Consider the following 15,401-nt stretch of genomic DNA (forward strand, 5'->3'; position numbering starts at 1 on the left):
TAAAATCTAATTAATAACTACCTATGTAGTTACTAATATTTTATAAAAGGAGTTTACCTATGGATGATATAGTTAATGAGTTACAAAATATAGGATTTACAAAATATGAATCTCAAATATACATAGCATTATTAAAAGAAAATCCTTTAACAGGATACGAGATAAGCAAATTATCAGGTGTCCCACAATCAAAAGTCTATGAAAATATAACAAGACTAATAAACAATAATATAATTATCAATGTTGGAACTGACCCCATTAAATATGTACCTGTAAATCCTAGTGAATTATTAAAAAATAAAAAAGAAGAATTTAATAATTCTATAGACAAACTAAATGATAACTTACAGGTATTAAATAAAGGTAAGAATATAGAATATGTTTTAAATATAAAAGGTGATAAAAATATCTTAAAAAAAGCAACAGAAATGATAAACAATGCAAGTCAAGAGATTATAATTTCTTGTCCTTATGAAGAAATTCTTGAACTAAAAAATGACCTTCTAGTTGCTTGTAAAAAAAATATTAATGTTGAAATACTACTTTTAGAAAATAAAATGCTTGAAGGTCTAAGTAATGTTCATATTCATGGAGGAAATGATACTACACTTGAAAATAAAAAGCTTTACAAAGGAATGATTTTAATTGTAGATAACAATGAAATATTGACAGGAAACTTATCTGAAGGAAGTGAAGCTATTTCAATTTGGACAAAAAACTCTAATATTTTATATATTGGAACTCAATACATAAAACATGAAATTTATATTTCAGAAAAAACAAAGGGAGGTTTCAAAAATGAACAAAATTAAGATTAAACAAGTTGATGCTTTTACAACTGTACCTTTTGGTGGAAATCCTGCTGGTGTAGTTACTGATGCATCCAATATTTCTGATGAAATCAAGCAAAATGTGGCTAAAGAAATGAACTTATCAGAAACTGCATTCGTTTCAAAATCAAATGTAGCAGATTTCAAAGTGCAATTCTTTACACCTGGTTTAGAAGTTGATTTATGTGGTCATGCAACAGTAGGAGCTTTTCATGCACTTTTAGAAGAGGGAAAACTTGATACTAATAAAAATATATTTTATCAAGAAACAAAAGCTGGTGTGCTATCCGTAGAACTTAAAGAAATAGATAATGAAAATATATTTATGATGGAGCAAAATCCTCCTGAATTTGGAAATTTAGATAACTACAGAAAAGAACTTGCGAAAATGATAGGTGTAAATGAAGATAGACTTCTTGAATATCCAATTATGAAGGTAAATACCGGACTTTGGTGGCTTGTATTTGGATTAAAATCTTTAGATGATTTAAAAAATATTTCTCCAGACTTAAATGAAATCAAAAAATTTAGTGGTGAAAATAACATAATTGGTATAACTCCATTTTGCATAGAGACTATAGATAAAAAATGTGACTATCATTTAAGATCTATTGCACCATATGTTGGAGTTACAGAAGACCCTGTATGTGGAACTGGAAATGCTTGTGTATCATCTTATATAGTACAACATAATATTTTAGAAAAAACTAGTTTTATTGGTGAGGAAGGTAATTTTATAAACAGACCTGGAAAAGTATATGTAAATATAGAAAAAGAAAATAATAATATATCTTCTGTAAAAATTGGGGGAAGTGCTTATACTGTTTTAAGTGGAGAAATTATGTATTAAGCCTTTATCTAATTTAATAAAAAAAAATACTAGTCAATTAAGACTAGTATTTTTTTATCTATTTTCTAATGAATTTACTCTAATATATATAATAATATCATACTTAAGAGCAAATCTTTTTATTATTAATTAGTTACAAATTAACCTAATACAATATGATTACTGTAGATTAATCTATATAAAATAATAATTATTTATCATCCTCAACAAGTTTACTTAATGTCTTATCAGATAAGAATAATAGTATAGCTGCAACAAATAGTATTACTGGAATTACAGTGTATACCTTAATCATATCAAATTTAAGAGTGAATGCATATATATATCCATATCCTTGACCAGCTAAGAAAGTTGCAAATGTCCATACTCCCATAAGAACACCTAGAAGTTTCTTAGGTGCATACTTACTTACGAAAGAGTTACCAAGTGGTGAGAATAACATTTCTCCAAAACTTAGAAGTATACCAAACATTATTATCCATATTATACTAGCTTTAGCAGTTTCAGGAGCTCCAACACCTCTTGAAAGTTCTGCTCCAACAAGCATTAAGAATGCAAGACCTAAGAATGTTAATCCAAGACCTGTCTTTTTAAATAAACTTATATCTCCTTGTGGTCTACTAGCAAGTTTGAACCATAATGCTCCAAGAACTGGCCCTAATACTATACATACAAGTGCATTTAATGAGTCAAACCAAGCAAGAGGAATCTCAAACCCTCCTATAGTCATGTCTACAAATGCTGCACCATAATCATAAACTGCAAGATAAGTTAAGTACCAGAATAACCAGAATACTACAGAGAAGAATGAAATAAGTATAATAGCCCAAATTCTCTTCTTATCCATACCTGTAAGAGGCGAATTATCTTTTGCTTCAACTTTTTCAGCAACTACACCTTCTTTAAATGGTCTCTTTCCTGCATTTCCAAGGAATCTCCATCCATATGTGAACCATATAGCACCTATTACACAAAGTACAGCTGCTATGAAGAAACATTGAGAGAATCCAAGCACACCATTTTTTGCAAATGTCTTAGCATAAAGTATCCCAACTGCTGTAGTTCCAATAAAAGAACCTATGTTAACAAAAGAATACTGTACTGAGAATGCTGTATCAAGCTCTTCTTGATTATCAAAAAGCTGTCCATTTACTGCTGATACGTTTCCTTTAAAGAATGCAGTACCAATTGAAACTAATATTATCATTGCATTTACCATAGAAACTGTAGTTGCAATAGAACCAAGATAATATCCTATTCCCATGATAAGCATACCTATAGGTATAGTATACCTAGCTCCTATCCATCTATCTGATATATATCCCCCAATGATTGGTGCAAGATATGTGAATGCAACAAGGTTAGCTTGCATTATAGCAGCTTGCCCCTTATCTATTCCAAGACCACCATGAATTACAGCTGTTGTAAGGAATATATAAATTAAAAATTTAGCAGAATAATATGCTGCTCTTTCAAATGAGAAAGTTGTAGAACAGATATAAAATCCTATAGGGAATTTACCCTTCTTATTTACTGTTGTGCTCATAAGTTTAAATCCTTTCTTAATTGTATTTTTATATTTTTACGTTTTATCCAGATTCTTTCTTTTTAATGAAAGATATGGTGACATTGTTTTGTAAAACAATTTGTAATAATTATTAAGATAATTGCGTTTTTATTTGTAGAGTTTATCTTTTCATGGAACAAATTTAATATGCTTTTTAATTATAAAGTTAAATTATATAAATTCATTATTTTCAGATATATTTATAAATCATTAGATTCTTACTTAAAACCATGAAAAAATCTTCACCATAGCAATTCTTATTTTTTTACGTGATAGTATTTTACAAACTAAATTCCTCCTTTTGTGGCGACTTATATAATTACATTTAAGTGCTTTTTTAAAGGAGTCTCAAATAAAGCAACATATATTTATTAAAATAATGTTTTTATTTACTTTTTAAATCTATATATTACTTCATCTAACCAATTCTCAACTTAAACAAATAAACTACTATCTATTCACAGATTAGATTTATTTCTTATAATTAAGCTTATACTAAACACTGTGAATCTAAACATAAAAACTGTTACTTTAAAGTGATTATCAACATATTCGTTTTAATAATATTAACTGAAGCTATGTTATGTATTTATAATGTATTTCACACAAAAATGCCTCAATTTGAAAACTTTTTCACGAATATTTATTTTTCACCTCCCCCTATTTATTTCACCATGTAAATCGTACCATAAATATATACTTATATGCAAGGAAAAAATCGATTAATCGACAGTAAATAATTAGAAAAATTTAAATTATATTTGTCAAGTATATTATATAAAATATTTTGTATGGAAATATAAGTTAAATCAACACCTAGAATGTTTTTTAGAAATGAAATTTTGACCTTTTTATTAGTTTATTTATTTCTTAAAATAAGCTTTTTGTATTCAATATATAATAAGCAAATCATACATTTCAAAATAGATATATTTTCTAAAAATAATGACAGTAAATAAGATATAAAAAAATTCAAATTGAATTTAAGAAATTTATTACGTTAATTAAATAACTGTTATATATTTAATTAACTTAATAGATTTCTTAAATTTTCAAACTTATATATACTTTATCTTCTAAAAATCATTTTTTATCTTAAATTTCTAAATGTAGATAAATACAATTATTTCAAGTATATTATAAGCAATCTAACTAAACATGCCTAATAAATATTCTTTTAACAATATTGAAGCATTTATAAATAATCATATTTATTTATTATCTTAATTACACTTTAACTAAAAAAGAAAAAGTTTATTTAAAAACAAACTATTTAATCATTCCATATTACTCTAATAAAATTATTAACAAATTTTGTACAACTATAATTTTTCAAGTTATACTGTAAATATACAGTAATTTTCTTAATTATAAGTTTTATCATATATTTAGTCTTATTTTGTCGATTATATTTTTTTAAAAATATCCTAATCCAAAAACACTCTATTACAATAGATTTTCATATATAAAAAATAGTTCCTAAACAAATAACTATAAATGAAATTTAAATAAGATGGATTCTATTCAATATAGTATCCATCTTATTTGTTTAAAATAAAAAAATATTTGATAATATTATACAATTTTTAACCTAGATAAACCATCATACTATAAATCCAAGTAGCTAATTTTATAAATTGATTAAAAACAACAAAAAAATATTTATAAATGTATATTTTAAAATTAATTTTATACTTCATTTTACCGTTTGTATTGAATATTAATTTTTTCAAATTTATTACAGTCTATATTTAAATTATGTATAATTATTTTAAATTCAATATTTTTTATGTTTTAATACTTACAATCTAAATTATATTCTGCTCGTATTTTTTAATTATATTTTATTAGATTATGATTTTTAAATAAAAGATACTATAAAATACTTTATTGAGGTATATGACTTGATATATATGAACTAACTTCATCAGGAGAGATATCTAAAATAGTTGCAAATTCTTCATTCAATAATCTTTCGGCTTCTTTCATTATATTGTCATCTGCTTGATGTGTTTTTTTACCAATAGATTTTACATACTCTTTATTATCATATATACTTCTTATTAGTTTTATTAACTCTTCACATTTACCATTTCTAAGTATTTTTTTAAATTGCTCACTTCTTGTTTTTTCATTGTCTATCCATAGTGTATCCATATTAGGAATATCATTTATTAATGAAATAACATTAATTTTAGAAAGTAACTTTCTCATTGGTACTTTCTCATTATCTACAGGAATTTTTATTACTGTGTTACTAGAGTAAATAGGGCTTAACACATAATACTCTTTTTTTATTCCTTTTGTAATCTGTTCGTTTGTTATATCCAGGACTTTACATACTCCTGTCATACCATACATTATATAATCATCAACCTTAAACAAAAAACATCACCATCCTTAATAAAAAATAGCTTTGGCAACTGAATTCATCTTGCCAAAACTATCTGCTATATATTATATTTTAACATATTTTGGGACTTTAATGTGAATAAAACTTATATTATTAAAATAAAAAAATACATTAACCACTAGTTAATGTATTTTTTTAGATTTACATCGCAAATATAAATTAAAATAGTTTATATTTTATGAGTACTTATAAAATTGGAGCTTGACTATTCATTGAATATCCATCACTTCTTACATCGTTTATCTCTAATATTTCATTCTTTATTTCGACTTTAGTAAGTTTCTTAACTGCTCCATAAGACTCTTTCAATGAAAGTTCATCTCCCCTTCCAGAAATAACCCATAAAATCTTGTACCCTTTAGGTACTACTTGTAGTTTACTTTCACCTTTCCCATCAGTAAAATAAACTAACAAATTAATCTTTTTATTATTGGCATATTCAAATACTGGAGAAAATCTAGTACCTCCACCTATACTAATTCTATCTTTTAGGTCCTTTTCGTTTCTCACCTTGTATACACGTCTAATTTCGTTATCACATTCTATAACCGTAATTTCATGACTATAGTTTTTCACAATATTGAGAACTTCTTTAATCGCTTGTTTAAACTCTTCATCACTGATACTTCCACTTATATCAAGAGCAACTGCTATTTCTGCTTTATGACTTCTAAGCTCCCCTCTCAGGTCTAATCTATTTGGTTGTCTTCTATTTCTTCTTGTTATAGTCTTCTTTTTATTACTTTCAACTGTACCCATTATCCTATTAAGGTACAAGTTCCATGGCAATTCACCTTTACTATTTTTAATTGATGATATCATACTTTCTAAGTAAGCAGGAATTTTACCTTTTTGAGAACTATTAATAAATTTTTCAGTAAATTCTTTAAGAGTTTTTTCATCTATATCATTAGATTCTTCCCAAATATTATGAGTGTTTTCTGGACTATATTCAGTTTCTATATTTCCATATTTATCACTATCATCTTCTTCACCATCTTCATCCTCTTCTAGTAAATCTAATTCAGTTTGGATTTTTTCTACATAATATTCAAAAGGCTCATATGGCTCAAGTTTTAAGGAATATTTTAAATTTACCCATTCCAAAGTAGTTGCATATGGTGGCAAATTAGTTAAGAATTTATTTACTACTATGTCCATTGCCATATTGATAGCTAATGTACTGTACTTTCCTTTTAATTCCTTAGCTCTCACCAAATGCATAGATAGTATGTGATGAATTTCATGTTTAATTGTAGTTTCCATTTGCTCTATATCAAGTGTTAAAAAAACCATTGGATTAAAGTATATAACATATTTAGCTCCTTTAAAATTTACACCTGTAGGGCTACTTATATCAAATCTTATCTCTCTTGACATCTGAAACAAAAAATATCCATAAAAATTATCCTTTTCTTCCATAAGACTTAAATTAACTTTATCTATAAGATTAAAAAACTCATACTTAAAATCTTGTGGTATATCTACATCAAATTTCTCATTCGCACGATTTGCCTTTAGCATAGAATGAGTACTTATAATTTCACTTGCTTTATTATAAAGTTCTTTTGCTTGCTTATCAAAATAATTTTCCATACATTATCCCCTTATTAGACTATAAGATTCAAAATATGATTTTACGAACTCTTCATTTTCTATGGCTTTTTTATATACTTCAGTATAACTGTTTCTAATATCCTTCATAATTCCTATCATTAAGTCTACAGGATATACTTTTAAAAATTCAATAAATCTATTAATATATTGATTTGATTCATATTTATCATTCTTAATATTTAATTCTAAGTTTTTTAAGATATTCATAGCTGATAGATAAAGCCTTGTATGACTTTCATCTTTTACTCTTTCTATAATAGAATCATCCATAGATTCTCCTAAAAAAACATCTTCATAAGATATTAATGGTTTAGAATCTGATTCAATAAAACTTATAAACTCTTCTGCAATAACCTTACCTATATTCCCTTTTATAACATTTAAAAATACTGCTCTAGGAATTGAATTGTTTTTTTCTTTATAAACTTTATAAATTTTAGATACTCTTTCATAACTTCTAGGAGTTGCTCTTACATCATCTTCATTTATCTTATGAAGATATTCTGGAAAAGTAGAAATAAATTCTATAACTTCTCTTTCAATTCCTTCATCAACTGCCCACTTTAACCATTGTGTATGCTCACTCTCCATATTCAGCCAAACAAATCTATTTTCTTGGGCTGCATCCATATCCACAACTTGATAATCAAAGTCTGAACCATATTTACTTGATGGGTTCATTGCTGCTAAAATCTTTACATCATCATGCAACCTATATCCATTAATCTCTCTATTCAAAATTAAATTCATAAGTTCTTGTTGCACTGTATGTTCACAACGATTTATCTCGTCTATAAATAAAAGAACACTCTTACCTTTAGATATCTCTTCATCAATTTCTCTTAATTTGTTATGAACAGCATATACTGTTGTTTTCTTTTCAATCTTATATCCATTTGAATTAACTCCTACATAAGATTCTATAGTTGGAAGACCACCTATTTCACCCTCTTTAAGTAGGTTGCCATCAATAACAACTAAACTCCAATTATTTTCTTCAGCAAGTTTTTTTGCTAAAGCTGTTTTTCCTATCCCACTTTCTCCCACTATTAAGGGAACTTCTCCAGTGGATAATATTAAGTCAACGCTTTTTAATGTATCTATAAAATTCATTTTTCTCTCTCCTACATAATCTTTAATTTCTCATCCACAGCTATTTTTTTTGCTGTCTTACTTCCATACTTATAAATAAACATAATTTTATCTATTGGCAGATTTTCACTATTCCTATCTATAACACTACAGTTTAAAAAATCTCTAACATATTTTTCTTCAACATTTTCCTTTGATAATACGTCTTTTAATACTCCCTCTAATTCATCTTTAGATATTTTCTTTATAATATATTTAATCACTAAAATGTTAACTTTCAAAAACTCTAACATTTTATTCTTATCTAAATCAGTTATAAAGCCAATAGCTGCTTCATTATTTTTTATAGCTATAATTTCTGCATTATAACTAGGTGATTCTATATATCTTAATGCATCATAACTTATTCTAACTGCCTCTTCTTGTACACTTTCATAAGGCTCTTTTATAAATTTTATTGAATCATAATTTTTTCTTACTGCTAATAATTGCAGTTCTTCACTTGGATTTTTAGCATACTTAATAGCCCATCCAGCTTGATTTATAGCCATCTTAATAACTCTATCAGTCGGATTTTTGATATAGTCTAGTATACTCCACCCCTCATTTACTGCTTTTATCATCATATCTTCAGTTGGATTATCTACAAATTTAATCGCCCTAACATTATTATCTATTGCTAACTCTTGCATTTCTCTAGTTGGATTATTTATATATTCTAGTACAAGCCCATTTTCTTTGATAGCTAGTAGTTTCATTTCATCAGTTGGATTATTTAAAGTAGATATAATATTAGGATTATTTTTTATCATTTCAATAACTCTTGATTTTTCCATAATATGCCTTTCTCTCTATAATTATTTTTATCTCTATACTAATTATAATAATCTATTCCTATTTATATAATTGTTTCTTATTATAATTAATATACTTTTTAAGCAAATTTAAACAGAATAATTATACCAATATATAAAAAAATTTCTAAAATACAGTAAAATTAAATACATATACATAAATTTAATTCCATTATCTGTAAATCTAGATAAGATTTTAATACTTCTATTAATAATAAAAAAAGACTAGACAATATGTCCAGCCTCTTTTTTATATAAATTCACATTATTTTTAATCGTTAGCATCTAGCCATTTAGTTAAAACTTCTATATATTTATCATTTTCTTCAACAAATGGCATATGTCTTGAATACTCAAATAACTCCCACTTACTATTAGGAATTCTATCATACATAGTTTTTGCAATGTATGGTGAACATAAATCTATTGCCCCACTAGTTACTAAGCAAGGTTCCTTGATTTCATGTAATCTATCTGTAAACTCATATCCAGAAAGTGTCCCTGTAGGCGAAAATTCATTTTGTCCCCATCCTACAATATATGCTTCAAAACCTGATTTTTTAGGTCTTCTTAAGCATTCAGGAGAATCTTCTGTTACTTCACCTGCACAATACATTTCCATAAATTTTTCTAGCGCATCATTATATTCCTTGCTAGAGTAATCTCCAGTATTTACTGCATCAAGCAATGCTTTTTGGTCAGCCTCATCCATATATGAGATTCTTCTTTTTTGTTCTTTCTCCCAAAGCTTTGCAGAAGAAAGAGTAGATGAAAGAATGTATGACTTGATACCTTGTGGTTTATACTCAAGAGCATACCAAATAGCCTGCATACCTCCCCAAGATTGACCTAATAGATGAATTTCTTCAAGTCCTAGATGCTTTCTCAGTTCAATAAGCTCCTTTATCCAAGTGTCAGCATTAAATAACTCAGGATGCCCTTCTACAAATGAATTTCCACAACCAATTTGGTCATACATTATTACTTGTCTACCACTCTCAGCTACCTTATCCAATACTTCAAAATAGTTGTGTGTAGAACCTGGTCCTCCGTGAAGTAGTACTAATGGTTTCTTCCCTTCAGTGTTTTCTCCTACTATACGATAATAGGTTTTAAAACCTTCAAAAGGCATATATCCTTCAGTAATTTTCATGTTTATCTCCTCCAATTTGCTATTATGAACAATAATTATGTTCATTAATATGGCTATTTAAAGCTTATAATACACCTTTATTGATGTATTTTAATCTTTACTTTTGTGTTCATAAATAGTATAACATAAAAGAAAAAAATCTCCATACCAAATCAATTATAAAATCACATTAACTATATAATTTTATTTTATGTTAATAATAATAGATATATTTATAGTTATATTGTTCGATAATATAATAGTAATATAAAATATTATTTCCTCAATAGAATATAATTATTTTATATTCATTATAATATTTTGTATTCTACAATGTTTTACATTAAAAAAGATATCTTTGTATTTCTATTTGCTTATCTTTTTATCGATTTTTACAGTATTTTTTAAATAAAATATTGTTAACTCCATTTCAAATAAAATTGGTTTTATGATAAAATTATTTTTATTACATTTTAAAGGAGGTTTGTATTTGAACGATATTGATTTACTTAAAGTTATAAAGTTATCTTTAGGATGCTCTCTTGCTATATTTATTGCTTGGCTATTAAAATTAGAATACTCAATGGTTGCTGGAGTTATAGTACTACTTACAGTAAAAGACACTAAAAAAGAAACTCTTAAAGGCTTTATTGGAAAGTTTTATGGTTTTCTTTTATGTACTCTTTTTTCCTACTTATGCTTTAATATTTTAGGATATAATTTGACTTCATTTTCAATATTTATATTTATAATTATACCACTTTGTTTTTTATTAAATATTCAAGATGTCATTGCTATGTGTGTAGTCATCGCATCCCATTACTTCATTCAAGAAGAAACATCTATTAAGTGGATTTTAAACGAAGCTGGAATATTTGCAATAGGGACTGGAATAGGTGTCATAATAAACATGTATATTCCAACAAATATACATAAAATCTATGAAGTTCAAAAAAAGTTACAAGAAGAAGTGAGCGTTGTACTTATAGACATTGCAGATATTATTGTAAATCCTAAAAAAGAAAATGAATATAGTAGAGATTTATATACATTAAATTCACTTATTGATAGAAGTATTTCTGAAACTTATGATAATATTAATAATACTTTATTAAATGACACTAGATTCTTCTTAGAGCACATGGATATTATAAAAAGTCAAAGGGATATTTTAGAAAGTTTGTATGGTTATGTATCTCAACTAAATTCTACACCACCACAAGCTCATATTCTATCTGCTTTCATACATAAGATAGGTTATACCAAATTTGAAGCTGAAACAGGAAATCTACTTCTTGAGGAATCGGATAGATTATTGTCAAGTATGAAAAATCAACCTTTACCTGTAAATAGAATAGAATTTGAGAATAGAGCCATTTTATTCTTATGTTTGACTAAGTTAAAACAGTTTTTAATTAATCGTATACATGCTCAGGAACTTAGAGATAATAATTTTTATAAATAAAAAGAGGAGAAATACAGTAGTTGACCCAACTAAAAAATATCAGATATAATGTTAAATGCGCCCCCAATAAGAGGGCGCAATGTTTATAATTTATTCTATGGTCATGAGTTAATCATTATTCATATCGAATATACATTACTTGACCAAGTCCAATATTAGCTTTTTCATCGGTAATTTCTATTTTAATAGTCACATCATTTTTTTTGCAGTACTTCGCTAATTCTGCACCAGAACGATTTCTACCACTAAAATCTAAAGAAAAAGGCTTATCATATTCAAAAGGATATTCAACAGGTTTACCTTCTGGCGCTAATGCAAACATCCCATATGGTGTGTTCATAAATCCTATTACAGCAATCGTAAGATTTGATGGATTTAAATTTGATTTACTACCTATAAATTTAACTGTATTTACTGATGAATTAATTACAATACATCGAACACCTTCATACATTACATGTTTGTCCTTTATATCTCCAAATTTTCCAACAACCTTTGCCCCTTCTTGATGTGGTAACATAGTGTGCTTCCCAGGTGGTGCTGGTTTTTGAGTTTGTACTACTGCTCCAACTGTTGGATATGCTGTTTTATCAAATGGTAATGGGTGGCTAAGACTCTTGTATATAATGTCCTTTCCTGCTGACTTATTAGCATCAATATCTACATGATACAAACGCCCATCACCAAAACGTATAAGATTCCACTGGTGGTCATTTGATTTACTGTGGACATAATAAGATTCAATTCCCATCGCATCACACAAAGCCTTCATGCTCCTAGCCATTCCAGAGCATGCTCCTTTTTTAGTAACCAATGTATAGGCAGTATTGGCTCCCTCTGCTGCGTTCCAGTCAACATATGTTGTGTTATTTTTAATGTGATTATAGGCAACTAAAATCTTAGCATCTGTGGTCATATTCTTTGTGATTTTCTTATTCATAAAATCTGCTGTTGCTTGTGCTACTGAATTCAATTGTGCTTGTGACAGCTTTGGGCCATATATGCTATTAGTTCCTGTGACATAGCTTTTTGGTGTTTTTGCAGTTACTTCCTTGGCTGTCATACCATAAACTGTGATACTCATACCTGAAGTTAAAATTATTGTCGCAATCAATAACTTGGTAGCTAACTTTCTAATTTTCTTCATACTCAATATTCTCCTTTATAAAATATAGTTACTTCTTATTCCTTGCCATTAATAAGGCTCACTTTAGATTTAAAAAGGTGGATTGTCAACATGTCTGTTTCTACATTCATACTTTTGTGAAATGTTCAAATTTCATGGAAAATCTAGTCGATATTTTTACATAGTTTGTATACAATATAACTAGAAAATCAGTGCCTTTGCTGTCAGCTTGATAAAATGATGGTAATTAATATATTCAACACCATTATCATGTAGCAAATGCTATCTCTATCCAATTATTAGTAATGGCAAGAATAAATAGAATTGTAAATAATAGAGTTAAGGCTAATTTTGTATACATTTTATACAATCTCCACCTAATATTATATCTATTATAATTTTAATATTCAATACAGTTTCTGGAAAAATATAGAATGTATTCATAAAAATACTATATTATGATAAACTTTATTATATTTTAATTATACTATAAATATTATTTATTTAAATATAGGGACAGGTTTAAAATAAAAATATTACTGGAATTTTTTTATTCCAGTAATATTTTTATTTTAAAGTAGATAAAAGTCTTTATAAAATTTATACAAATATTTTTATCTCTAATATTGTTATAGTCTTTATAATAACCTAACTATCTAGGTTTAAATAATCTGATATATCATAAAAATAGATATTAAAAATTGTGTACGAACCATTTTTTGAACATACATCAATGTCATGACCCAAATTATCTATCATTTTCTTTACAAAATATAACCCCATTCCAGTAGACTTATACAATTGATTTCTTCCATTTGTACCTGTAAAACCTTTATCAAAAATCCTAACTATATCTTCTTCACTTATGCCTATTCCAAAATCTTTTATAGATAATACTACTCCATTTTCTAACTCTCTTGAATCAAACTCAATTTTACCAGCTTTTTTAGAATACTTTATGGCATTATTAATAATTTGGTCTAAAATATATGACATACATTTAGAGTCTGTATAGACATCATAGTCTAGTTTATTTAAACTAACTTCAATGTTATTTTTTATAAGCAAAAATGAGTTATTTTTTACAGCCATTTTTACTAATTTTTCTAATTTAACCTTATTTATAAATACATCTTCAAACATGGTATTACTTCTACTACTATATAAAATGGAGTTAACTAAAAAGTTTATCTTAGCAACTTGATTCTTAATATCTATACTATCTTCTATACTGCTTAACCTATCTGTAATTATACTCAAAGAAGATATTGGAATCTTTATTTCATGAACCCACTTAGCCATGTACTCATCTAATTCTTTTAAAGATTGTTTATAAATTTCTATATCATTGTTATTTTTTATTTTTAGATTTTCTATAATAGCTCTCATTAGATTCTCTTCAAAAGATTGTCCCTCAACCAAATAACCATCTATTTCACCATTATCTTCTATACAATCATATAAACTTTTATAACTATTTCTAAAGCTGATATAATCCACAACAAAAAATAATATTGTTATAAATATTACTAAAAAATCCAAATATACCAACTCTGCATATTTATTTTTAAATACATCTATAGCAAATAAGTATATATTTATTATACTGACTATAATTAAACAGATGATAATATACTTAGACCTACCTTTTAAATATTTCGCTATCATTGTATTATATATCCTATGCCCTTCTTAGTTTTTATAAAATCATCAAAACCTAACTCTTTAACTTTACTTCTCAATCTATTCATATTTACAGTAAGTGCATTATCTGTCACAAACTCATCATTATTCCATAGAGTCATCATAAGACTTTCCCTTGATACAACTCTATTCTTATTTTTTAATAATAAGGTTAAAATTTTTATTTCATTTTTAGTCAATTCTAAACTTTCATCCTTGTATTTGTGCTTTATAATTCCTCCTCCCACATCAAATATCAACTCGTCGTAGTACATAATACTACTAGAGTCACTATAATTGTAGACTCTTCTTATTATACCGTTTATTTTGGTAACTAATATATCTATAGAAAATGGTTTGGTAATATAATCATCTGCTCCATTATTTATCCCCATTATTAAATCCATATCAGAATCTCTTGATGATAAAAATATTATTGGTACATTAGAAATAGCTCTAATTTTCTCACACCAGTAAAAACCATTATATAATGGTAAGTTTACATCTAAAAGTACTACATCTGGTTTTTTGTCTATAAATTCATCTAAAACTGCTTCAAAGTTATTAATTAATTCTACATTAAATCCCCATTTATCCAATGCAAGAGCAATTTCTTTTGATAAATCAATATCGTCTTCTACTAATAAAATTCTATACATTTGCGTACTCTCCATTATTTTAATATTTAATTATGTTATAAATTATTAATATAATAACATATTTTATATAGGTTTATTGGTCAAATTCTTTAGTTAATCAACAAAGAGACTCT

General features: G+C 26.5%; 12 protein-coding genes. 3 read left to right on the forward strand and 9 right to left on the reverse strand.

All coding sequences use genetic code 11. The features are described 5' to 3' along the window. Positions 1-59: 59 nt before the first annotated feature. Complete coding sequence (locus tag KGF38_RS00520; RefSeq protein ID WP_074179873.1) at positions 60-812, forward strand: TrmB family transcriptional regulator; 753 nt, start codon at positions 60-62, stop codon at positions 810-812. Next, positions 799-1,680, forward strand: coding sequence for a PhzF family phenazine biosynthesis protein (locus KGF38_RS00525; RefSeq protein ID WP_074179874.1), 882 nt, complete (start codon positions 799-801; stop codon positions 1,678-1,680). The genes KGF38_RS00520 and KGF38_RS00525 overlap by 14 nt, the downstream gene beginning before the upstream one ends. A 190-nt stretch (positions 1,681-1,870) precedes the next feature. Here KGF38_RS00525 and KGF38_RS00530 read toward each other — a convergent pair whose 3' ends face one another. The 6 genes from KGF38_RS00530 to pepI form a co-directional block, all read right to left on the reverse strand. Continuing rightward, positions 1,871-3,226, reverse strand: coding sequence for a peptide MFS transporter (locus KGF38_RS00530; protein ID WP_054271554.1), 1,356 nt, complete (start codon positions 3,224-3,226; stop codon positions 1,871-1,873). A 1,908-nt stretch (positions 3,227-5,134) separates the two neighbouring features. Continuing rightward, the gene (locus tag KGF38_RS00535) at positions 5,135-5,632 is read right to left on the reverse strand and encodes a CarD family transcriptional regulator (protein ID WP_054271555.1); all 498 of its coding nucleotides are present in this window, start codon (positions 5,630-5,632) and stop codon (positions 5,135-5,137) included. A gap of 214 nt (positions 5,633-5,846) precedes the next feature. Further along, entirely contained in the window at positions 5,847-7,256 is a 1,410-nt protein-coding gene (locus KGF38_RS00540; protein ID WP_074179875.1) for a VWA-like domain-containing protein, read from the reverse strand. 3 nt (positions 7,257-7,259) lie between these two features. Beyond that, positions 7,260-8,390, reverse strand: a complete 1,131-nt coding sequence (locus tag KGF38_RS00545; protein ID WP_074179876.1) for an ATP-binding protein — start codon at positions 8,388-8,390, stop codon at positions 7,260-7,262. Positions 8,391-8,401: 11 nt separating this feature from the next. Further along, a complete protein-coding gene (locus tag KGF38_RS00550) occupies positions 8,402-9,205 on the reverse strand; it encodes a hypothetical protein (protein ID WP_074179877.1) in 804 nt (267 codons plus the stop codon). A 289-nt stretch (positions 9,206-9,494) separates the two neighbouring features. Then, entirely contained in the window at positions 9,495-10,376 is an 882-nt protein-coding gene (gene pepI / locus KGF38_RS00555; RefSeq protein WP_227832061.1) for a proline iminopeptidase, read from the reverse strand. A gap of 469 nt (positions 10,377-10,845) precedes the next feature. Here pepI and KGF38_RS00560 point away from each other — a divergent pair, with 469 nt between their 5' ends. Next, complete coding sequence (locus KGF38_RS00560; RefSeq protein ID WP_227832062.1) at positions 10,846-11,820, forward strand: aromatic acid exporter family protein; 975 nt, start codon at positions 10,846-10,848, stop codon at positions 11,818-11,820. A 115-nt stretch (positions 11,821-11,935) separates the two neighbouring features. Here KGF38_RS00560 and KGF38_RS00565 read toward each other — a convergent pair whose 3' ends face one another. The 3 genes from KGF38_RS00565 to KGF38_RS00575 form a co-directional block, all read right to left on the reverse strand. Next, positions 11,936-12,967, reverse strand: coding sequence for a transglutaminase-like domain-containing protein (locus tag KGF38_RS00565; RefSeq protein ID WP_227832063.1), 1,032 nt, complete (start codon positions 12,965-12,967; stop codon positions 11,936-11,938). Positions 12,968-13,594: 627 nt separating this feature from the next. After that, complete coding sequence (locus tag KGF38_RS00570) at positions 13,595-14,614, reverse strand: HAMP domain-containing histidine kinase (RefSeq protein WP_227832064.1); 1,020 nt, start codon at positions 14,612-14,614, stop codon at positions 13,595-13,597. Beyond that, a complete protein-coding gene (locus tag KGF38_RS00575; RefSeq protein WP_074179880.1) occupies positions 14,611-15,288 on the reverse strand; it encodes a response regulator transcription factor in 678 nt (225 codons plus the stop codon). Before KGF38_RS00575 ends, KGF38_RS00570 begins: the two co-directional genes overlap by 4 nt. Positions 15,289-15,401: the final 113 nt, after the last annotated feature.

The sequence above is a fragment of the Clostridioides sp. ZZV14-6387 genome (assembly GCF_020657835.1).
Taxonomy (GTDB): Bacteria; Bacillota; Clostridia; order Peptostreptococcales; family Peptostreptococcaceae; genus Clostridioides; species Clostridioides difficile_A.